Here is a 21,511-nt window from a genome sequence, read left to right on the forward strand (position 1 = left end):
CGGCACGACCATCGCGGTCATCGCCCATGACCGCGACATCGCGTCCCGGCTGCCCCGCACAGTGGAGCTCCGCGACGGGCGGATCGTCGCGGACACCGAGCCGAGGCCCGAGCCGGGACCGTCTCCGGATCCGGAGACGAAGCCCGGCCCCTCGCAGACACCCGGAAGGCAGGGAAGGCTCCCGCATGACAGGAACCGAAGCCGCGTCGGCCCATCGCCGCAAGAGACCCCGGCCCGTCCGGCTCGCCCCGGCCGATCTGCTCGGTCTCGGGCTGCTGGGCGTCCGTACCCGCAAGGTCCGGGCCGCCCTGTCCGCCCTGTCCGCCCTGGGCATCTCCATCGGGATCGCGACGCTGATAGTGGTGACCGGCATCCCGGCGTCGAGTCAGCGAGCTCTGATGGCGGAACTCTCGGCGCTCGGCACCAACATGCTGCGAGCGCAGCCGGTCCCCGACCAGGATCCGCCGGTGCTGCTGCCCGAGGAGTCCCCCGCGATGGCCCGCCGTATCGGCCCCGTCACCACGGTTGGCGTGGTCGCCAACACCCATGCCACCGTGCACCGTTCGGACCGCGTCGATCCTGGCGACTCCTCCGGCATCAGTGTGCTGGCCACCCGGCCGGGGCTGCTGAAAGCCGTCAACGGCTGGATGCTGTCGGGCCGGTTTCTCGGCTCGTCGACCGAGCGGCTGCCGACCGTGGTGCTGGGCTCGGTGGCAGCGTGCCGGCTCGGCATCCCCCGGGTGACCGGGAACCCGCAGATCTTCGTCGGCGGCCACTGGTTCACCGTCATCGGCATCCTGCGGGGAGATCGGGCTGCGCCGTGCGCTGGGTGCGAGCCGGGGCCAGATCCGCGGCCAGTTCCTGGGAGTCGGTCGTCCTGTCCACGCTGGGCGGACTGTCGGGCACGGTCATCGGGGTCCTGGCCACGATCGGCTACGCGTCCTGGCACGACTGGCCCCCGGTCGTCCCCGCGGCGGCTGTGCTCAGCGGGGTGGGAGGTGCCGTGGTGATCGGGGTGGTCGCCGGGGTCTACCCCTCGGTCCGAGCGGCCCGGCTCACACCTACGGAGGCACTGGCCACCGTCTAGCGGCCCGTCACGTCCGGACAGACATCTGTATGGCGGAGGCGAGCAGTGCCAGTTTGTCGGCGCTGTCAGTGCCGGGGTCCGGGTGGTAGACGACGAGCATCTGGCCGGCCGCGCCGCCGATGCCCAGCCTCTCCCGGTTCAGCTGCAGGCCACCGACCTGGGGGTGGTCGATGTGCTTGGGTGCGCCTTCGCACGCCTCTACGTCGTGGCGCGCCCAGAGCCGGCTGAAGCGGGGGCTGGCGAGACACAGTTCGCCGACGAGCTCGATGAATCGGGGGTCGTCCGTGTCGGTGCCGACGGACTCGCGGAAGCCGGCGACCATGCCCACGGTGGCGTTCTCCCAGTCCGGATAGAGGGCCTGCTCGGCGGGGTCGAGGAACACGTCCCGCAGCCGGTTGGCTCCGGCCACGAGACGCGGGGACAGGGCTGTCGCCAAGGCGTTGGCGGCGAGTACGTCGAAGTAGCGGCCCTCGACCGTGGCGGGCAGCGGGAGCATGGCAATGAGCTTGGTGATGCCGGGAGGAACGGTTTCCTTCCGGCGTCGGCGCCGGCGCCGTCGTGGTTTGTCGGCGCCGAGGCGTAGCAGGTATGCCGTCGCGTCGTCGTCGAGCTGCAGCACGCGGGCGAGCGACTCCAGGACCTGTACGGAGGGGTTGCGGTCGCGGCCCTGTTCCAGGCGCAGGTAGTAGTCGGCGCTGATGCCGGCGAGCATCGCGACCTCTTCCCGGCGCAGACCCGGTACGCGCCGTACCCCCATGACGGGGATACCGACCTGTTCAGGAGTGACGAGCTCACGGCGGGCGCGCACGTAATCACCCAGCAGGTTCGGTCCGTCGGTCATCTCTCCACTGTAGTTCGCGCGGTTGCGCGCGTGCCTGGTCCTGTCACCCCCAGGATCGCGGGGGCCCTGGCTCGGTCGGAACCAGGACTACAGCGTGGTCGGCGGCCCACGTCATCGCCCGCCCCAGCGCGGACAAGCACAGCAAGGAGCGCAAACATGTCGACGTATCTACTGGTACACGGTGCCTGGCACAGCGGAGAGTGCTGGCAGCGGGTGGTCCCGATGCTGGCGTCGGCCGGGCATCGGGTACTCACGCCGTCGCTGACCGGCTACGGCGACAAGACGCATCTGCTCGGCCCCGAGGTAGGACTCGACACCCATGTCGACGACATCGTCAAGCTGATCGTCGAGGAGGACCTCACCGAGGTGACCCTCGTGGGACACAGCTACGCCGGGCTGGTCATCTCGTCCGCGGCCAACCGGGTCCCGGACCGGATCGCACGTCTGGTCTACCTCGACGCGATGGTGCCGGAGGACGGCGAGAGCGCGGCCGATGTCCTGCCCGTGACGCAGGCCCTGATCGACCTCGCCCTGAAGTCCGCCAGTGGCTGGCGGGTTCCGCCACTACCCGAACTGCCCCCGCCCTCGGGTCTGTTCGGGGTCACCGACCCGGCGGACGTCGCCTGGCTGCGGACCATGCTGTCGGACCAGCCGGTGCGCTGCCTCCAGCAACCGGTCCGACTCGACAACCCGGCCGTTGACGCGATCCCGCGGACCCACATCCACTGCACCGTCGGCAAGCCGGACGGCTTCGACCGGCGCCCCGTCCCCGCGGTACAGCCCAACGGCACCCCGGCACAGGTGTGGGAAATGGCGACGGGCCACGACTGCATGGTCACGATGCCGGTCGAGCTCGCCGAACTACTGCTCAAGCTCGGCTGACCACTCACCCGCTCACCGGGGCCGTCGGCGTGCCCCGGGAGTGGAGCATTCGCCGTACCGTGTCCGAGCGTTCCAGGAGGGTGTTGCGGACCACCGGGACCGCCTCGTGGGACGCCTTCTGGGCCTCCTCGATGTACGCGGGGTCAATGGCGTGCGGTGGGAAGAGCTGGCCCGCGAAGACCATCGCCGGGATCATTCCGCCTCGGTGCAGGTGCGGGATCGAGTCCAGGTAGTGCTGGGTGTAGGGCAGCAACAGGGCGTCCTGGTCGGGGCGCCAGAACGCGGCCGCCACCTGGCCGACCGAGTTGACCGGCACCGCACGGTCCACCGCCAGCTTCTGCCAGACCTCTGACTTCGCGGCGGGGTCCGGCAGGGCGGCCCGTACGGTGAGGGCGCGGACCCAGGCGTCGGGGTCCGGGTCGCGTTCCAGCAGGAGGGCGCTCTCCGACGAGACGTCCCCGCCGAGTTCCGCCTCACGGACCAGTGTTCGCCAGAGCAGGTCCACGTCGTCACCGGCTTGTTCGCGGAGCCGTGCCAGGTCGTCCGGTGTCGTCGCGGTGCGGGCCAGTCCGCGAAGGGCCACCTGCCGACGACCGGGGTCCATGGCGAGGCGTAGGCAGGCCTCCGCCACCGCTGCCGTCAGTCCGGCACGTTCTCCTTCCGGCGCCCACAGTTCGGCGATGTTCGCGGCGAGGGTCAGACAGGGCTCGATCACGGCGTCGGACGTCTCGGCCATGAGGACAGCGGTGATGCACCGCCCTGCTTCCGCCGCCGTGGCCTCGCCGGTGGTCAGCATGTCCCATACGGTCGCCGTGGCCACTCCCCGGGAGATGGCAGTGGGCAGTTGTGCGGCTGCGCGGAAGAAGGCGTCCCTGGTCGCGGGGTCGGGACGGGTCGTGGCGAAGGTCAGGTCCTCGTCGTTGATCAGCAGAACGTCGAGGTCCGCCTCGTTCGGGAGCCCGGTGACCGGAGTGCGGGTCTGCGTGACCTCGACGCGCACCAGCGCCCTGCGTTCGACGACTTCGCCGTTCGTGTCGCTGTTCCTGCCTTCCGTGTCGTCATTCCTGCCGCTCGTGCCGCTCGTGCCGCCGTTCCCGCTTTTCCTGCTGTACGCGCCCACCGCCAGTACCTGCGGGCGCGGGGTGTCGGCGGCCACGAGCGTGACGGTGTCGTCGTCGCGTTCCAGTGAGAAGCGGTCGGTGCCCGCGGTCGCCAGCCAGGCCGTGCGCCAGGTGTCCAGGTCCCGCCCACTGGCCTCGGAGAGAGCGTCGATGAGGTCCTGGAGCGTGGCGCTGCCCCACGCGTGACGCGCGAAGTAGGCGGTCATGCCGACCCTGAACCGCTCTTCGCCGACATACGTCATGAGCTGCTGGAGAACCGAGGCGCCCTTGGGGTAGGTGATGTTGTCGAAGATCGACGCGGCCTGGGCGACATCGTGGATGGGCTGGTGGATCGGGTGGGAAACGGGACCCTGGTCGGAGAGGTACGCCCTGAGCTTGCCGCCCGCCAGATGGCTCGCCCACGCGTCGGTGTAGCGGGTGGCGCGCTCGGCGGCCCAGTGGCAGGCGAACTCCGCGAACGCCTCGTTCAGCCAAAGGTCGTCCCACCACCGCATGGTGACGATGTTGCCGAACCACATGTGCGCCATCTCGTGCAGCAGCACCTTCGCGAGCAGTTCGCTCTCGGCGGGCGTCGGCGTGGCCCGTCGCAGGAACGCGTCCGACCAGGTCACACAGCCGTAGTTCTCCATCGCCCCGCCGAATTCGGGCACGAACACCTGGTCGTACTTGCGCTGCGGGAACGGCATGGCGAAGACCTCGCCGAAGAAGGCGAGCCCCTGTCGGGTGAGGGTGAAGAGCTCGTCCGCGTCACGCTCAAGAATCGGAGCGAGGGAGCGACGGGCGTAGACGCCCAAGTCGTGGCCGCCCGCCTCGCGCCGGATCTCGTGGAAGGGGCCCGCGTTGATGACGGTGTTGTACGTCGACAGCGGCGGGGTGTCCGGGAAGGTCCAGCGGCGGGCCGACTCCAGTTCCTCGATGCGCGGTTCGCCGGAGTTGCTGGTGACAGTCCATGCGGGTGGCGCCGTGACGGTGAAGGCGTGCGGTGCCTTGAGGTCGGGTTGGTCGAAGCACGCCCAGACGAAGCGGGCCTCGTCCGGTTCGAAACTCATCCACATGTAGACCTCGCCGTCCGCGGGGTCGATCGCCTTGTGTACGCCCTGGCCCGTGGCCGTGTCGGCCTGGACGCTCTCCACGCGCAGAATGTTGTGCCCGGAAAGCGCGGGCAGGGATATCCGGCCGTCCCCAGCGGGGGTGAGAGATCTGCCGTTCAGGGTGGCACTCCGCACCTCTGCCGCACAGTCCACGAAGGTCTCCGCGCCCGGCTCGCGACAGCTGAAGATCACGGTGGAGACACAGCGGACCTCAGTCCCGTCCACCAGGCCGGTGAGGTCGACGTCCACGTCGTACCGCTCGACCTTCAACAGCGCGCCCCGACGCTCGGCTTCGGCACGGGTCAGGCTCCGGATCTCCATACGTCCTCCCTCGGCAGACAGCGGGCGTCAGCGTACGACGGAGGACGGCCGTGGGCGCAGGGATTTTGATGTGCCGAACGGGCTTCGGGAGCCTTGCAGTTGTCGTGGCTGCGGGCATGCGTGCCGTCCACTCCGCCTTGAGAACAGTGACGTGCTCAACTCATCAGCTCCGGGACGAAGTAGTCGCGCAGCCGGGCGATCTTCCCGTCGCGGATGCGGAAGATCTGTACCAGAGAGACAGTCGCGTCCTCTCCGTCCCCGTCGAAGACCGTGTCGATCTCGGCGACGAAGACATCGGGGCTGGAGTTGGTGTGCAGCACGTACCCGGACTTCTCGAACGTTCATCTCCGCCGGACAGACCGACGAGCATCCGGGGAGGGTCCGGGGAGGGCTGTTGCCCGGCGCGCCGCCCTGCAGCCGGTTCCGGTCAGCGTCTTCCGGCTCGGTCGAGTGCATCTTCGGCCTGTGCGGCCAGGGTCGTGACGAGATCAGCCGCGGACGGCAGGTCGGTGATGAGGTCGATCGCCTCGCCCGCCCACATCGGCAGCGGAGGGATGTCCCCCTGGGCCACGTCGTGTTGGTAGTCCTGCCTGGCCCTGGGGTCCGCGGCGAGTTCGGCTTCCCTGCCCCGCCACTGGTCCAGGTAACGGTGGCCCAGGGTGCGGGCGGTGTACTTCGAGGGCCACCGGGAGCCTCGGGCGATGTCGAGCACCCTGTTGCGCTCGGTGTCCTCGCCATGTCCCTCGACGATCGCCTGGGCCGTCGAGGGGTCCACCAGGGCCTCGGTCGTGGCTTGGAAGCGTGTGCCGACCAGCGCTCCCGCGGCGCCCAGCGCCAGGGCCGCCGCCACCCCGCGGCCGTCGGCGATCCCGCCGGCCGCCAGTACCGGCACGGGTGCCGCCAGATCCACCACGACCGGCACGAACGGCAAGGTGGAACGCCCTTGTCGGGCCCCATGCCCGCCGCTTTCGGTGCCTTGCGCCACAATGACGTCGGCGCCCAGGTCGACCGCCCGCCTGGCCTCTTCGAGGTCGGTCGCCTGGATGATCAGCGCCGTGCCGGCCGCGCGGATGCGCTCAGCGAACGGGCTCGGGTCGCCGAAGGACAACATCACTGCCCTGGGCCGGTGTTCGAGCGCCCGCTCGATCGCCTCGGTGTCGATCTGCCAGGTCAGGAAACCGATGCCCCACGGCCTCCCGGCAGCCTCCGCGATGAGCGGCAGCTCGCGGGCCAGCCACTCCGGGTCCCCGTTCGCGGAGCCCAGCATCCCGAGGCCGCCGCCACGAGAGACGGCCGCCGCCAGCGCACCGCCGGCCGATCCACCCATCGGCGCCAGCGCGATCGGGTGCCGCACACCGAGCAACTCCGTGAACCGCGTCGACAGTCCCATAACCTCCTTCGTCCCTCTCCGTGGAGTGGATATGACTGGCCCCGCCGCTCACCCAGTCGTTAGCCTCGGCCCCTATGAATCAGCGGCAGCGGAAGAAGCTCTCCCGCCAACTCTTCGCAGCAATTCTGGCGGGTGACACCGCCCGCGTGAAGGCAGCGCTGCGGGCCGGAGCCGACCCGGAGCGAGGAGACAGCGAGGGCACCACCCCGCTGTACGTGGCATCCGTGAACGGAGAAGCAGAGATCGCCCGCCTGCTCCTGGTAGCCGGAGCCTCCCCTGACGCCGAGAGCAGCGGACTCGGCTCGGACGGCACGCCGTTGTGCGCAGCCGCATGCTGGGGGCACACCGAGACGGTGCGCGAACTGTTGGCGCACGGCGCCGATCCGAACCTTCATGAAGACCACGGCACAGGCCGCTCCCCCCTGCACTGGGCGGACATCGGCCCCCACCCCGAAACAGCCGATCTCCTCAGGACAGCGGGAGCGGCAAACACGTAGCACCGCCGCCGACGGACTCGGCTCTGTGCGCCTGCCGCCCGGGGCAGAGCGGTCTGCGTGACCCACACCGCGCCGAAGAAGCAGGCGGGCGGCAACGGCTCAGTCTGTGACGGCTGTCATGGCGATGGACACCAGGATCCCCGGCCGGTCGACGCCGAGCTTGCTGACGCAACGCGGCGGTCGCACGTCGGGGAAGAACTCGTCGAAGACCTCGATGACGCCATCGGCGTCTTCGGGTCGCATGAGCAGGGTGTGGACCATCACCGCGTCACTCAGCTCGGCGCCTCCGGCGCGCAGGATCGCTTGGCAGTTGAGCAACGACCGGCGGGTCTGCTCCTGGATCGTGGGCCCTGCGAGCTCACCGGTCGTCACGTCGACGCCGACTGTTCCGGCAACGTAGATCGTGTTGCCGACCTTGACCGCCTGGCTGTAGCTGGGGAACTCCGGCGCGTCGGGGGTGGAGATGACTTCTCGGGGCATCGATGGGGCTCCTGTCGGGAAGGTTGCTGCTCAACTCGGCCGTCACCAGCCGGTCGAAGGTCCGCTTGTTCGGTGTGGCGCTGCGCCGTGCCGGCCCGGACCGTGCGGAATCGACTCCGTGCTCACGTATCAAGGCCCCGTACGCCATCCCGGTCCGGGCATCACGGCGGATCGTCGCGTGCAGGTCGACCTTGGAAATCGACGGTGTCATCGCAGCCTCATCCCACAGAGCGCTTCGATGCTCCCACTGCATGCCTCCAGGTGTTGCCAGAACTCAGCTTGTCCTTGCAGCCACCGTTACGTGGGTGGCGGCGCGTGTCAGTTCGGGGTGGCTGAGGACGTCGGTGCTGTCGATGAACTGGTCGACGGTGCCGATCGTCGGCAGGGAGCGGATGGCCGGGTCGGAGATGCGGGCGATCAGCGCCTCGGTGAAGCGTTCGGCGTGCAGCACTTGGAATGGTCTGCTGTGGTATGGCCGCGTGCTGGGGTCGACGGGGTCGGTGAGGCCGAGCTGGTTGTGCATGACCGCGATGGCCCTGTAGGCGCGGGTCAAGTGCTGTTCACGGATGTGCCAGTCGGTGGCGGCGAGGGCCGCGGTGAGGACCGGCATGAGGGAGGACGCCTGGGGGGTGCGGGCGAAGGCGCTGCCGAGCCACTTGCTGTAGGGCGGATAGCGGCGGTCCATGAGCAGGCACAGCCGCATCACATCGCGCACCAGGCGGCCGGCGACGACCGCGGAGCCGAGCTCGTCGCCCACTTCGCCGCAACGGCCGACGAAGGCCTCCTCCTGGGAGATGCGCTGCCACTGGCACGCGAGCAGGTAGAGCCAGAGATCGTGGGGGTACCAGTCGAGGGCCGCGCGCGCCGGTGTGAGCCGGCCGAGTCCGTCGTGGAAGACGGCACCCCCGGTGACCTCGGCGAGCAGTTGGGTGGGCGTGGCCAGCCAGTCCGCCGGTGTGACGTCCCCGCGCGGGTCGAAGCCCAGTAGGGCGGTGAACCAGGCGCCCAGGTCCGTGACTTCGACTCGGTGGTGGACCGGCCCGTCGGTCGTCTCCATGACCCCAATGCCCGGATCGCCGGCCGGGGCGAAGTGCGTCGGGTACCCGCGGAAGGTCCTGGGCAGGCGTTCGGAGAGCAGTGCGATGATCCTCGCGCCATGACGGGTGACGTCCTGCGGGTCGAGGAAGAGCTGCAGGCGGGGGCCCCACTCGTGGTCGGCGGAGCGGGCGGTGTCGAATCCGAGGACTTCCGAACCGCTGCCCAGGCGAGCGGCGGAGTGCGCCGTTCCAGGGACGACCGCGTCCAGCACCGGCCGTACGGCCTCGAAGTAGAAGTGGCGGGAGAGTTCCAGTCCGGGGATGAAGGACGGCTTGGTCATGCCGTGGAGGGTGCCGGATCGGCGTGCGGTCCGTCGAAGGCTTTTCCACCTCCTGCGAACGCCTCCTCGATATGGCACCACTCCCGATCACGCGGGAGGCGAGAGCTGTTCGCGTACCCATGCGGAATCGGGGTTGACGTGCGGTCGGCCCGCCACGAAGACAGTCGGCACGGTCTCATTGCCGTCGTTGGCTGCCCTCACCACCGTTGCTCCATCTGCGTCACGCCAGATGTCGACCCAGTGCAACCGGCGGGCGCTGCGGCCCAACCGTATGCGCAGTCGCAGGCAGTACATGCAACCCGGCCGCCAGAAGACGACCGGCCGGCCGTCGAGCGCGCTGCGGCGTTGTGCCTCCAGGGCACCGATCGACCTCGGGAAGATCAGAAGCGAGTTCACGCCTGCGAGCAGCACAAACACCAGCAGCAGTGCTACGGCCGCGCCGGTACTCCCCCTGAGGATCAGCCCAGCAGCAACGAATGAGCCGCTGAGCACAAGCAGCATCGGCAAGATCCAGGCGCGCATCATGATGACTCAGGCTATCGAGCCGGACTGGATCCGTTCCAGGGCGTACGCCACTTTTCCGCAATGGCGGCGCGCCGGGCACGCCGCGCCGGTACCCAGCGGCTCGCGGGATTACCGTCGCCGGCATGGACGGTGATCGCCGAGGGTGGCTCCAGTGTTTGCTCAGCGGGGCGGTGTTCGCCGTGTGCATGGCCGGCACCACGCTGCCGACCCCGCTCTACCCCCTCTATCAGGAGAAGTTCGGGTTCTCCGAGCTGACGGTGACCGTCGTGTACGCCGTGTACGCCTTCGCGGTCATCGCCGTGCTGATACTGGCCGGCAACGTCTCGGATGCCGTGGGCAGGCGGCCGGTGCTGCTCTGGGGCCTGGGGTTCGCGGCGGCCAGTGCCGTCTGCTTCCTGTGCGCCACCGGACTGGGCTGGCTCTATGTGGGGCGGTTGTTCTCGGGGCTGTCCGCCGGTCTCTTCACCGGGGCAGCCACGGTGTACGTGATGGAGCTGGCACCGGAAGGCGGTGCGTCCCGGGCCACGTTCGTGGCGACCGCCGCCAACATGGGCGGGCTGGGCTGCGGTCCACTGCTCGCCGGAGTCCTCGCTGAGTACGCCGCCTGGCCGCTGTACCTGCCGTTCGTCGTGCACCTCGCGCTGGCGACCGGTTCGGCCGCCCTCCTGCTGTGGTGGCTGCCGGAGACCGTACGCGAGCGGCGGCCGCTGAGCACGGTACGGCCGCAGCGGCCCGGTGTGCCCCCGCAGGTGCGGAAGGTGTTCGGGCCTGCGGCGATCGCCTCGTTCGTGGGGTTCGCACTGTTCGGGGTGTTCACGTCGGTCAGCCCGGCGTTCCTGGCGCAGTTCCTGGACGTGGACAATCACGCCGTCAGTGGGCTCGTCGTCGCGCTTGCCTTCTTCTCCTCGACCGCAGGGCAACTGGTGGTCGGCCGGGTCGGGTTGGCACGGTCTCTGCCGCTGGGCTGCGCCGGGCTCCTCGCCGGACTGGCGCTGCTCGCGGGCGCGCTGCACTGGGACCTGCTCTCGCTGGTGGTGCTGAGCGCGATCGTCGGCGGGGTCGGGCAGGGTCTGGCGTTTCGCGGGGCGCTGTCCGCGGTGGCCCAGGCGTCTCCCGCGGACCGCCGGGCATCGGTGATCTCGACGCTGTTCGTGGTGGCTTACGCGGGCATCTCGGTGCCGGTGATCGGTGTGGGAGTACTGACGGGTCCGATCGGCCTGGAGGGCGCGGGGCTGGTGTTCATCGCCTGCATGGCCGTCCTGGTCACGACCGCGGGCGTCTACTTGCTCCGGCGACCGGTACGAACGAGGACGTGAGGTGTGGGCTGCCTCCTGGGGTGCTTCGGGCAGCGTCAGTTGTCGGTGTGGACGTGGGAGGCGAACTGGTCGTACAGGCCCTGCAGAGCGTCGTCGCCGAACATCAGCTCCAGGCTGGCGGCGGAGTCGTTGGCGGACGCCTCGCTGCGAGGGAAGAGTTCCTGTTCGTAGGCGGTGAGGGCGGACTCGATGTCCCCGGAGTGGTCGGAGATCGCGCGGCCGAGCTGGGCGCCGTCGAGCATGGCCAGGTTGGCTCCCTCGCCTGCGAAAGGGGACATCAGGTGCGCGGCGTCGCCGAGGAGCGTGACGCCGGTGTGGTGGCCCCAGCGGTGACCGACGGGCAGGGCGTGGATACGGCGAGGTACCGCGGGGCCATCGGCGTCGGCGACCAGCGCGCGCAGGTCCTCGTGCCAGCCGTCGAAGTGGGCGAGGACCTGCTTCTTCGCGGTCTCCGTGTCGGTGAAGTCGATGGTGTCCAGCCAGCCCTCGGCCGCCTTGACCGCGGTGTAGACGTGAATGCTGCCGTCGGACTCGTTGTGGGCGAGGAAGCCCTTGTGGTCGCCGAGGCAGATGAAGAATCCATTCCCGACCAGCGCGGCGGCGGCCGGGTGGCGGGAGGCGGCCTCCAACAGGTCGGTCTCGACGAAGGAGATCCCTGTGTAGGTGGGGAGGGCATCGGAGACAAGGGTGCGGATGCGCGACCAGGCGCCGTCCGCACCGACGAGCAGGTCGGTGGTGATCGCCGTGCCGTCGGCGAAGGTCACCTCGTGACGGCCGTGGTCCAGCTCCCGGGCGCCGGTCGCCCGCTTTCCCCAGTGAACGGTGCCCGCCGGAGGCGAGTCCAGCAGCAGGTCGCGCAGCTGCCCGCGGTCCACTTCAGGACGGTCTCCGCTGCCGTCGTCCTCCTCCGCCAGGCGCACCGTGCCCTGTGGGTCGACGAGGCGCATCGCCTGGCCGCCGGGATGGATCAGCTTGCGGAACTCGTCGTACAGGCCTGCGGCGCGCAGCGCGGCCTGGCCGGAGTTCTCGTGGATGTCGAGCATGCCGCCCTGAGTACGGACCTCGGGTGATGCTTCCAGGTCGAAGACGGTCGCCTCGATGCCGCGGACGTGCAGCACCCGGGCCAGAGTGAGGCCGCCGAGGCCGCCTCCGATGATCGCGATGGGGTGGTGTCGGGTGGGCTGGGTGGAACCGTTGTCGGTCATGGCTGCTCCTTGTACTGGTCGAGGCGGTGGGGGGGTTCACCTGTCGGTGCCGTCGGTGTCCGACGTCGGAGTGGGGTGGGGGTGGGCGTAGGAGTGTGGGCGATGCCGTTGATCAGTACCTGAAGACACCAGGTCATGCGGTCCTCGGGCGAGCCGCCCAGGAGGCTTGCCGCCAGTGTGTGGACATGGGGGTGGGTCTTCTCGGCGACGCCGTGGATGGCGCGAGTCAGGGCGTCCCATTCCTCCTCGGCTTCGGTCCCCTGCCTGCGGGTGGACTGCTCGGCCGCGGTGGCGGTGGCGAACATCAACAGCACGTCCACGCCCCAGGCGGCCTGCAGGCGCGGTACGCCGCCCTCGTCCAGGAGGGCCAGCAGCCGCTCCAGCAGCCGCAGATAGTGCTCGCCGCTGGGGCGGGCGGTCAGGGCCGAGCGGGCCAGCGCCGGGTGCGCGAAGAGCATGTCGGAGTAGGAGGTGAGCACCCCCGCAAGCCTGTCGCGCCAGTCACCTTCGCCCTCGGCGGGGTCCAGTTCGACCTCTCCGAGCAGCTCGTCCAGGACGGCCGCGTGCAGTTCGGCGGTGTTGGCCACGTACACGTACAGCGAGGCCGGTCCGGTGTCCAGCTCCTGCGCCAGGAGCCGCATGGTCACCTTCTCCAGCCCTTCGGCCCGCATCAGGGCGACTGCGGTCGCAATGATCCCTTCGCGGGTCAGCGCCGGTTTCGCCGGACGCTCCCGCCTGCTGGTCGGTGTTCTGCGTCGTTCTGTCACGCGACCAGGGTAACGAACATGTTCGCTAGAAACAAGTTCGTGACGAACATGTTCGTTGATCCTCAGGGCGCGCCCATGACGTGCTCGGGCGCCCAGCAACTCGACCACGTGGAAATCCACGAGCCACCTGGTCCCAGTCCAGGCAGGATGCCCCCTGTGAACCACGTCCTGTGCGGGCTCGCCGCCAATACGGCCCTGCCGTCCGAGCTGGTCGACCGGCTCATCGCGGTGGCCGACGCCGACATCGCCGCGGACCTCGCCGGCCGCGCGGACCTCAGCCATGCGCAGGCGATTGCGCTGGTCTCACGCGTCGAAGAGAGCGCCGCGCGGCTTGCGCACGAGGGTCTGCTGACCGCCGCCGACATCGATCCCGCGGCGCGGCCGCACGCCGCCCTCGCCTTGCTCCATGAAGGCGCCGGCAGACCGGAGTGGGCGCGCCTGCTCGCGGCAGATCCGCTCGTTGAGCACCGGGAGAAGCTGGCTGCCTGTCCAGGCCTCCCGTCCGATGTGGTGGAGTCGCTTGCCGCGGACTCGGACATACGAGTCGTCGCGGAGCTCGCGCTCTGCGCCACGCCGGACGTGGCGGCCAGGCTCGCGGGACATCCGCACGCCGAGGTCCGCCGCGCGGTGGCGGCAAACGAGGCAACACCGTCGGTCGTGCTGGCGGCGCTGACAACCGGCGAAGGGCTGCCTCCCGTGCAACGGTGTCTGGTCTGCGACCGCGAAGAGACGCCGTTCGTGCATGATCCGCAATGCGCCCGGCTCGACTGCGATCTACTGCCGGGTGCGTCCTGCGACGGCTCCCACGAGTCCACCCTGTATGACACCCAGCGAGCGGTTCTGGGGAACCCTGCCACGCCCACCGAGGCCGTCCTCGGTTTTGCCGACCATCCCTCGACACTGCTGCGCTGGGCACTCGCCGCCCGCCCGGACCTGCCTTCGGAGGTGTGCGGACGACTCGCCGAGGACGGCGTTCCTGGTGTACGAACCGACCTCGCCGAGAACCCCGCGATCGACGAAGCCCTGATCCGCGTACTGGTCGGCGACCATGGCCACGACGTAAGGCGCAGGCTTGCGCACAATCCGCACGTACCGCTCGACGTGCTCACCGACCTGGCAGGCCATGCCAAGATCGGCGCCACACTGCTGCCGCGGATCGCCGCCGCCTCACCCAAAGAGGTTGAGGAACTGGCCGAGTCACCGAACCCGGCCGTGCGGATGATCCTGGCCCAACGACGTGATCTGCCGGCCGCGATCCGCGACGTGTTGGCCGCCGACCCTGACGCGAAAGTGGTCAAGTCCGTCGCCGGGCACCCCGGCCTCTCCGAAGCGCAGTTGCGCACCATGGTCGACCGGCACGGAGTCCAGGTCCTCGCCACGGTGGCTGCCAATCCGGACGCGACTCCGGCGCTGCTGGAGTACCTGACTCGGCACCAACCACCGGCACAGAAGGCGCTGCGCGAGGTCGCCCGGCATCGCAATGCGACCGCCCCTGCACTGCTCGTCTGCTTGGCAGACAGAAGGGCGAGGCCCGTCGCCGCCGGGCATCCCGCACTCCCGCCTCCGCTGATCGTGGAACTCCTCACCGACAACGACTGGCAGGTGGTTGAAGCTGCCGCCGCCAACCCGTCGCTGCCGCCTGCGGCGATGTGGGGCCTGGTGCCCCGGCTGTAGCGCGATGGCTCACTCGGCCGGGAGGGCGAAGTGCGGCGGCAGGGAGCACTGATCCCCGCCGCCCACCCTCACCTGGAGCCAAGCTCGCTGGGGAAGTCCTCGGTGTGTTCGGGCAGTGTGAGGGCCGTGTGGGCTGGGCGCCCGGTTTTCGGTGGAAAGGCGGTGAGGCCGCGGAGTTTGCTGTTGCGCTGTTCAAGGGCTTCGGCGGTGGTGGGGAAGAGCGCCGCATCGCCTTCGCCGACCTGTGCCTGGTTCAGTTCGACGAATGCGCGGATGTCGCGTTCGTACGCGGCGAAGGCCGCGGTGTGGTCGCGGTGGGCGGCCAGCGAGCCGGCGAGCATGTAGGCGCCGACGAGGGCGAGGCTGGACCCTTGCCCGGTCAGGAACGACGGAGCGTAGGCGGCATCGCCGAGAAGCGCGACTCGCCCACTGGACCAGCACGGCATGTGGACTTGGCTCACGGTGTCGAAGAACGCATCCTTCGCGTGACGCATGGCGGCGACCATGGCCGGGATTTCCCACCCGTCGTCGACAAAGGTGGTGGCGACGAGATTGCGTTGAGCCTCGGGAGTGCGGAGGATCTCGCGTGGTGGTTCGGGGTGGGCGAAGTTCAGGAATGCGTGTAGCTCGTTGCTGTCTCTCACCGCGTAGAGCGCCGCCGCCCTTCCGGGAGTGTTCCAGATGAGTGCCTCATGGGAGAGTCCGAAGGTGTTGGGCATGGTGAATATGGCGAAGCAGTACCCCAGATAGCGGTGGAATTGCTCCTCGGGGCCGAAGACGAGCTCCCTGGTACGCGAGTGCAGCCCGTCCGCGCCCAAGACCAGGTCGAAGCTGCGCTGAACACCGCTGCGGAAGGTGACGTCGACACCATGCTCGTGTTCCTTGAGCGCATCGATGGAGTCGTCGAACACGAACTCCACCTCGTCACGGACGGCCCCGTACAGGACTTCCGCCAAATCCCCGCGAGGAACCTCGACGTCATGTCCCTCGACCCCACCGACCACCGACTGTGGATGAACCACCGCCGCTTCACTGCCATCGGCGTTGAGGAAGGTCAACCGGCGGGACTCGATATGCGCTTTCTGGAGCCGCGGCAGGATTCCCATCCGGCGAGCCACCTCAACCGCGGTGCCGCGCACGTCTATCGGGTACCCGCCGCCGCGCAGTCCGCTGGACTTCTCCACCACCGTCACAGCGAATCCGTACCGTTGCAGCCAGAACGCCACGGCGGGACCCGCGATGCTCGCGCCGGAAACCAGGACCGAACCCTTCGACGCAGTTCTCGTGTTCATTCGTCAACTCCCAGTGCGTTATGGGGAATATGCGGAATCCGAAGGCCAGCCGTGTCCCGCTCCAGGTCGGGTGACGGCGAGTTGCGGCTGAGGCGTGTGCTCCGTACGAGCATGACGACCAGCACCGCGGCGATTGCGAATGCGCCCGAAGCGATCGCGATATAGCTGAACACGCCCGTGGCCGAGTTCGTTGTCTCGCCGTCGACGACCACGGCGGTCGACTTGAGCACGGCAGCGCCCACGAAGTTCAGCACCACCGAGCCGATCGAAACCATGACCATGACCAGGCTGGACACGATGCCCTGCCGTTCGGCGGACGCCAGGCTGCCCGCCATGTTGAAGCCGGATGTCCCGAGCGCTCCCACCGTGACTCCCAGCAGGAATGCGCAGCAGAGCGCGGCGGGAAGCTGGGAGGCCCCGAGGAACATCCCGATGGTCACCACCGTTCCGAGCATGACTGTCCCGGCCAGCGTCGAGGCCGGTCCGATGCGGGCGGCAAGCCAGCCGGCCACCGGGCCTCCGAGCATGACTCCGAGTCCTGGGGCCGCGAGCAGCTGTGCGACCGATCCCTGGTCGGCCAGTCCGTACCCGAGTTGCTGATCCGCCGAGACGTCACCGATGAGAGGGATGAGCTGGAGCATGCTCTGGTATGAACCGGCTCCGAGGAAGACGACGAGGAGCATGAGTACCAGCGGCCCATCGAGGTCCCTGACATCGATCAGCGGGTCGGGCTTTCGACTGGAGACCAGGAACCACCTGGCCAACGCCGCGACGCCGCCGACGAGGAGAGCCAGCGGGCCGGCGGCGAGCCAGCCGAGGTCCGAGCCCAGACTGACGTAGCTGAGTACCCCGGCGAGACCCCCGCCGAGGAGGAGGGCACCGCCGACGTCGATCCTGCCCGGTGTCCTGACCAGGGATTCGGGAATGACGTTGTGCACGCAGATCGCCATCACAGCCCCGACGAAGGCCGACAGGAGGAACAGGATCTGGAAGCCGAACTCCGTGGCCAGTTTCTCGATGAGGAACCGGGACGCGATGTTGAGCACCGCGGAGCTGGACGTGACGATGCCTACGACGATCATCGCGATGCGGGGTGCGCAGACACCTCGCACGATCGCGACGGAGAGGAACACGGCGGCCAGAGACGCTCCCTGAAGCATGCGCCCCGGCACGAATATCCAGAGGCTGGGGGCCACGGCGCACAGGAGGGCGCCCGCGCAGCTGAGGAGCAACGACAGCACGAGCACCCTGCGCTTGCCGTAGATGTCGGCACTCTTTCCGAGCAGGGGTGCCCACATGACCCCCGCGAGCATCGCGGTGGCGTTGAGCCAGGCCGCCTGGTCGGTACCGAAATGGTCGAGCATCTCCGGGAGGACGAGCAGCGGCGCGGTGATGGCCGAGTCGACCACGAAGTTCACCAGGGCCAGAACAACCACCAGGCCGATGAGCCGCCCGTTCCATCTCGTGTGCAGTCCGGTGTCTTTACTTCCGGTCCTGCTCTGCTGCATTGAGGACTCCTCACTACGGGTTCGCGTACGTCGACTTGCGCGACGGGGTGGAGAGTGCGGGGGCGGCTGCGCGCCGGGCGTCATACCGGGGAGCCAATGCGGAGGTGCTACCGCGGTAGGGGTGGAGGGGGCGCCGAGCCCGATGGCTCGGGGCACAGGGCGATGGCGCGAACGAATGCGGCAACTGCCCTCGCCTGTCCCGGATGTGGGACAGGCTCGCCGACAGCGGGTACGCTCCCGGCCCGGCCCCCGGACGGCCTCCCGGCTCAGCCTTTTCCGACCTCAGGCCTGCCGGCTCGGCCTCACCGACCTCAGGACTCCCGGTCCCGCAGTGCCGCGCGGGCCGGGAGAGTTACTGCGAGGAGGCCGAGGGATACCGCGGTTGCGGCGAATGTGGCGTACAGCAGTGGGGGTATGTGTGGGGACTCGCCCGTCAGGCCGCGCATCATCGGGGTCAGTGTGATCATGGCGATGGTCGTGCCCAGGGCCACGCCCGCCACGGACACCAGCAGGCTCTCCCAGTGGAGCATGTGCAGCACCTGGCGGCGGGTGGAGCCGACGAGGCGGAGCGTGGCCAGTTCGCGGCGGCGGTCCAGGACCGTCATCACCAGGGTGTTGACGGCGGCTATGACGGCGAAGCCGCCCAGGACACCGGCCATCGTGTAGTTCGCCCAGGCGCCGAGTTCGCGGTCCACGTTCTGCTCGACGGCGTAGCCCGAGGCGTCGGTGACCTCACCGAGTGCGGTGAGCGACTTGGCGTCGCCGCCGCGCACCAGCAGCGTGCTGTCGAAGCCCGACGTGACGTGCCCGGCCAGGGACGCGCGGTCCATGGTCACCGCCGCCGGGCCCAGACCACGGCCGTAGACCGCGACGACTTCCGGGCGGGCCTCGGTGCCGTCGGGGAGGTAGAGCGGCAGCTTGTCGCCGACCTTGACCTTCGCCGAGGTGGCGAGGGTCCTGCCGATGGCGATACGGCCCGCGCCCACGCGGTCCAGGCTGCCGCTGCGTACGTCCAGGTCCTGCACCTCGGCGAGTTGGGCGCCGGAGCCCGAGATGCCCTGGGCCGCCGCCCCCTGCAGCGATGTCTCGCCGCCGGAGTCGACGGGCACCAGCACCTGCGTGTCGAGGAGGCTCACGGCCGCATCGACGCCGGGAGCGCGGGAGGCCCGGTCGGCGGCGCCGGCGGGCAGGCCCGCCGGGTCCGTGACGACGTGGTCCGCGGTGATGCCGTCACGGAGCTGTTGCGAGGCGATACGGCTCTCGCTCGTGTGCATGAAGACGAGCGTCGAGGCGAAGGCCATCGCCAGGACGATCGGGGTGATGGCGGAGGCCAACCGGCGTGCGTTGGTACGGGAGTTGGCGGCGGCCAGCGCCGCAGCCGCGCCGCCCCCGCGGAGCAGCAGGCCGAAGAGCGCCGCGCACAGCCGGGCCACCAGCGGGCCGAGCAGGGCGACGGCGAGCATGAAGAGCATGATGACGCCGAGGGAGGCGTTGGCCGCGTTGTCACCGGCGGCAGAGGCGGCGACGCCGGCGAAAACCGCGCCGCCGACGAGTGCGCCCAGCCCGAGGACGGTACGGATGACGCCCGGCCGCAGCCGCTCCACCGAGGCTTCGGTGAGCGCCTGCCCCGGCTTGATCTTCGCGGGCCTGCGCCCGGCCATCCAGCCGGAGCCGAGCGCCGTGAGCAGTCCGGCCCCGACGGCGGCGGCCGGCGGGATCCACGAGACGTGCAGATCGACCGCCTCCGGGACGGCCCCGCGGTCCTTCAACTGCCCGAACCACCAGCTCGCCAGCGCGATCCCCGGCAGGCACCCGACCAGCCCGGCGAGCGGCGCGACAAGCAGCGCCTCGGTGGCGACCGCGCGGCGGATCTGCCGCGCGGTGGCGCCGACGGCACGCAACAGCGCGAACTCGCGGATGCGCTGGCCGACGGACAGGGCGACCGTGCCGGCCGCGGTGAAGACGGCGACCAGGGTGGCGATCCCGCCGAACTGGCTGCCGAGTCCGGTGAGCGTCTCCTTGGCGTACGCCAGGCCCCGCTCCTCGGCTTCGCCGCGGCTGTCGCCGGTGAGCACCTGCGCGCCGGAGCCGGCGAGGGACTTCTCGACGGCGGCGGCAAGGGCATTGGTGTCAGTGCCCTCCGCGGCCAGCACGGCGATGGCGTCGGCCTTGCCGGGGTGGCCGGCCAGTGCGGGTGCCTCGTCGTCGGCGAACCAGGCCGTGGCTTTGCCACCGCCCACTGCGCCGCCCGCGCCTGCCGCGGCGATGTCCCCCTCCCCTGCCTTGGCCAGCCCGGACACCCGGAAGTCCGTGCGGCCGGCGGCCGTTTCGAGCGCGACGGTGTCGCCCACGTCGGCCTTCGCGGTACGGGCCGCGGCGGCGTCGAGCACGACCTCTCCCGTGCGCGGCGCGGCCCCCGCGGACAGCGCGGTACCGGTGAAGGCGTGCGAGCCCCAGCCGTGGCCGGTGAGCGCCGCACCGCCCTGTCGCGGACCATGCCGCACCGGGAAGGTGAAGTCCGGCACCGCGGCCTCGGCGCCCGGCGCCCGGGCGGCCTTCGCCGCTAGCCCCACGTCCACGCGAGCGGTGTCCGGCAGCGGGTACGCGGTTTCCTCGGGGCCGTCGATGCTGTCGGCGACGAGTCGTACGGACTGGTCGGCCGCCGCGACGACCGGCGCCTTCGCGTACCGCTCCGCCGGTACCGAGGCGCGCGCGCCCGTCTCCAGCAGGATGCCGCAGGCCGCGACGATCAGCGCCGACATCATCAGCGCGACGAACGTGCCCGCGAACGACGCGGGTTTGAAGCGTACGGCCGCACGAGCGAGGCCGTTCGGGGCGAAGCTCCTCATGCCGCGGCCCCTGCCATCGCGCCCGTACGGCCGGCGAGCATCGCCATTCGCGCGGCGATCTGCTCCGCAGAACCGCGCTCCAGGCCGTCCACGAAGGTGCCGTCGGCGAGGAACAGCACGCGGTCGGCCCAGGCGGCCGCGGCCGGGTCGTGCGTGACCATGACGACGGTCGCGCCGAGGGAGTCCACGGCGTGCCGGAGCAGGCCGAGGACCTCGGCGGCGGTGCCGGTGTCGAGGGCGCCGGTGGGCTCGTCGGCGAAAATCACGTCGGGGCCGGTGACCAGGGCGCGGGCGACGGCCACGCGCTGCTGCTGGCCGCCGGAGAGCTCGCCGGGGCGGCGCCGCGCCTTGTCGGCGAGCCCGACCTGCGCGAGCACCTCGGCTGCCCGGCGGCGGCCCCGGCGCTGCCCGGAGAGGCGCAGGGGCAGCAGGACGTTCTGCTCCACGGTCAGCGACGGCAGCAGGTTGAACGCCTGGAAGACGAAGCCGAGGCGGCTGCGGCGGAGTTCGGTGAGCTTGTTCTCGCTCATTCCGGTGATCTCCGTACCGCCGAGGCGCACGGATCCCGCCGACGGCCGGTCGAGCCCGGCGGCGCACTGCAGGAAGGTGGACTTGCCGGAACCGGACGGGCCCATGACCGCGGTGAACGTGCCGCGCGGGAGGGCGAGGTCGACGCCTGCGAGGGCGTGCACTGAGCCCGCGCCGCGGCCGTACTGCCGCCGGACACCGAGCAGTTCGACGGCGAGACCGGGTGTGGTGGCGGCCGGGGCCTCCGGTCGGTCTTCCGTCTTCTGCCGCTTGCCGTTGCGTAGCCTCATGTTCCGCCCTCTCGCGTTCTTCTCGTGCTGACGAGGTGGAGAGTGCGGGGGCGGCCGCGCGCCTGGCGTCATACCCGGGAGCCAATGTGGGTGTGCTACCGCGGTAGGGGGTGGAGGAGGAGCAGGCTCTCCCTCCGCCACCGCCGGGAACTACCGCCCAGGACCTGGCGGTAAAGCCCCGGCCTGCGCCGGAGGCTCGGCGGTCCGGCTGCCGCCGACGCGGCACGCATGGGGGCTTCGCCCCGTTGCCGCCCTGTGCCAGAGTCCGGGCGCAGCCCCGGCGAGGGAGCCGCTTCGCCGAGTGCGGGCCGCCTGCGTCGTCCGGGCGTGGAACGAACCGCCCCCGACGAGGCGCGACCCGCCCGACGTGGCTCAGGGACAGGAACCAGCAGGCCGGAACGTCGCCGCGCAGCATGCGAGCATCAGGGCCGCACCCACCTCCGGCTCCGCCTCCGATGGCGACGTGCTC

Annotated in this window: 18 protein-coding genes; 5 read left to right on the plus strand and 13 right to left on the minus strand. The window is 70.2% G+C overall.

The window, feature by feature from the left end; all coding sequences use genetic code 11:
• Positions 1-185 precede the first annotated feature (185 nt).
• Positions 186-1,010: an ABC transporter permease gene (locus tag ACZ5VQ_RS01475; RefSeq protein ID WP_469103129.1), complete on the plus strand. Its 825-nt coding sequence runs from the start codon at positions 186-188 to the stop codon at positions 1,008-1,010.
• Between the two features lie 84 nt (positions 1,011-1,094).
• Here ACZ5VQ_RS01475 and ACZ5VQ_RS01480 read toward each other — a convergent pair whose 3' ends face one another.
• A complete protein-coding gene (locus ACZ5VQ_RS01480) occupies positions 1,095-1,928 on the minus strand; it encodes a helix-turn-helix domain-containing protein (RefSeq protein WP_469103130.1) in 834 nt (277 codons plus the stop codon).
• Between the two features lie 156 nt (positions 1,929-2,084).
• On the opposite strand from ACZ5VQ_RS01480, the gene ACZ5VQ_RS01485 reads away from it, so the two are divergent.
• A complete protein-coding gene (locus ACZ5VQ_RS01485; protein WP_469103131.1) occupies positions 2,085-2,810 on the plus strand; it encodes an alpha/beta fold hydrolase in 726 nt (241 codons plus the stop codon).
• A 4-nt stretch (positions 2,811-2,814) separates the two neighbouring features.
• On the opposite strand, the gene pepN is transcribed toward ACZ5VQ_RS01485, so the two are convergent.
• The 3 genes from pepN to ACZ5VQ_RS01500 all read right to left on the minus strand — a co-directional run bounded on the left by pepN (position 2,815) and on the right by ACZ5VQ_RS01500 (position 6,733).
• Positions 2,815-5,343 carry an aminopeptidase N gene (gene pepN / locus ACZ5VQ_RS01490; protein ID WP_469103132.1) on the minus strand — a complete coding sequence of 843 codons (2,529 nt, stop codon included), beginning with the start codon at positions 5,341-5,343 and terminating at the stop codon, positions 2,815-2,817.
• Positions 5,344-5,498: 155 nt separating this feature from the next.
• The gene (locus ACZ5VQ_RS01495) at positions 5,499-5,663 is read right to left on the minus strand and encodes a hypothetical protein (protein WP_469103133.1); all 165 of its coding nucleotides are present in this window, start codon (positions 5,661-5,663) and stop codon (positions 5,499-5,501) included.
• A gap of 107 nt (positions 5,664-5,770) precedes the next feature.
• Complete coding sequence (locus ACZ5VQ_RS01500; protein WP_469103134.1) at positions 5,771-6,733, minus strand: NAD(P)H-dependent flavin oxidoreductase; 963 nt, start codon at positions 6,731-6,733, stop codon at positions 5,771-5,773.
• A gap of 74 nt (positions 6,734-6,807) precedes the next feature.
• Between ACZ5VQ_RS01500 and ACZ5VQ_RS01505 the strand changes: the two genes are divergently transcribed.
• Positions 6,808-7,230, plus strand: coding sequence for an ankyrin repeat domain-containing protein (locus ACZ5VQ_RS01505; RefSeq protein WP_469103135.1), 423 nt, complete (start codon positions 6,808-6,810; stop codon positions 7,228-7,230).
• Between the two features lie 99 nt (positions 7,231-7,329).
• Here the strand turns inward: ACZ5VQ_RS01505 and ACZ5VQ_RS01510 are convergent, their stop codons facing one another.
• From ACZ5VQ_RS01510 to ACZ5VQ_RS01520, 3 genes are all read right to left on the minus strand, one after another.
• A complete protein-coding gene (locus ACZ5VQ_RS01510; RefSeq protein ID WP_362070377.1) occupies positions 7,330-7,710 on the minus strand; it encodes a RidA family protein in 381 nt (126 codons plus the stop codon).
• Positions 7,711-7,984: 274 nt separating this feature from the next.
• Positions 7,985-9,088, minus strand: coding sequence for a DUF4037 domain-containing protein (locus ACZ5VQ_RS01515; RefSeq protein WP_469103136.1), 1,104 nt, complete (start codon positions 9,086-9,088; stop codon positions 7,985-7,987).
• Between the two features lie 87 nt (positions 9,089-9,175).
• The gene (locus ACZ5VQ_RS01520; RefSeq protein WP_469103137.1) at positions 9,176-9,613 is read right to left on the minus strand and encodes a glutaredoxin domain-containing protein; all 438 of its coding nucleotides are present in this window, start codon (positions 9,611-9,613) and stop codon (positions 9,176-9,178) included.
• A 122-nt stretch (positions 9,614-9,735) separates the two neighbouring features.
• On the opposite strand from ACZ5VQ_RS01520, the gene ACZ5VQ_RS01525 reads away from it, so the two are divergent.
• Positions 9,736-10,929: an MFS transporter gene (locus ACZ5VQ_RS01525; RefSeq protein WP_469103138.1), complete on the plus strand. Its 1,194-nt coding sequence runs from the start codon at positions 9,736-9,738 to the stop codon at positions 10,927-10,929.
• 35 nt (positions 10,930-10,964) lie between these two features.
• Here ACZ5VQ_RS01525 and ACZ5VQ_RS01530 read toward each other — a convergent pair whose 3' ends face one another.
• Together ACZ5VQ_RS01530 and ACZ5VQ_RS01535 are read right to left on the minus strand one after the other, a co-directional pair.
• Entirely contained in the window at positions 10,965-12,134 is a 1,170-nt protein-coding gene (locus tag ACZ5VQ_RS01530; RefSeq protein ID WP_469103139.1) for an FAD-dependent oxidoreductase, read from the minus strand.
• Positions 12,131-12,901: a TetR/AcrR family transcriptional regulator gene (locus ACZ5VQ_RS01535; protein WP_469103140.1), complete on the minus strand. Its 771-nt coding sequence runs from the start codon at positions 12,899-12,901 to the stop codon at positions 12,131-12,133. The genes ACZ5VQ_RS01530 and ACZ5VQ_RS01535 overlap by 4 nt, the downstream gene beginning before the upstream one ends.
• 156 nt (positions 12,902-13,057) lie before the next feature.
• Here ACZ5VQ_RS01535 and ACZ5VQ_RS01540 point away from each other — a divergent pair, with 156 nt between their 5' ends.
• Positions 13,058-14,575, plus strand: coding sequence for a hypothetical protein (locus ACZ5VQ_RS01540; protein WP_469103141.1), 1,518 nt, complete (start codon positions 13,058-13,060; stop codon positions 14,573-14,575).
• Between the two features lie 68 nt (positions 14,576-14,643).
• Here ACZ5VQ_RS01540 and ACZ5VQ_RS01545 read toward each other — a convergent pair whose 3' ends face one another.
• From ACZ5VQ_RS01545 to ACZ5VQ_RS01560, 4 genes are all read right to left on the minus strand, one after another.
• Positions 14,644-15,867 carry an FAD-dependent monooxygenase gene (locus tag ACZ5VQ_RS01545; RefSeq protein ID WP_469103142.1) on the minus strand — a complete coding sequence of 408 codons (1,224 nt, stop codon included), beginning with the start codon at positions 15,865-15,867 and terminating at the stop codon, positions 14,644-14,646.
• Positions 15,864-17,375: an MFS transporter gene (locus ACZ5VQ_RS01550; RefSeq protein ID WP_469103143.1), complete on the minus strand. Its 1,512-nt coding sequence runs from the start codon at positions 17,373-17,375 to the stop codon at positions 15,864-15,866. The genes ACZ5VQ_RS01545 and ACZ5VQ_RS01550 overlap by 4 nt, the downstream gene beginning before the upstream one ends.
• Before the next feature lie 311 nt (positions 17,376-17,686).
• Complete coding sequence (locus tag ACZ5VQ_RS01555) at positions 17,687-20,224, minus strand: FtsX-like permease family protein (protein WP_469103144.1); 2,538 nt, start codon at positions 20,222-20,224, stop codon at positions 17,687-17,689.
• Entirely contained in the window at positions 20,221-21,042 is an 822-nt protein-coding gene (locus ACZ5VQ_RS01560) for an ABC transporter ATP-binding protein (protein ID WP_362070395.1), read from the minus strand. Before ACZ5VQ_RS01560 ends, ACZ5VQ_RS01555 begins: the two co-directional genes overlap by 4 nt.
• Positions 21,043-21,511: the final 469 nt, after the last annotated feature.

It is taken from the genome of Streptomyces sp. NPDC033178 (assembly GCF_055577685.1).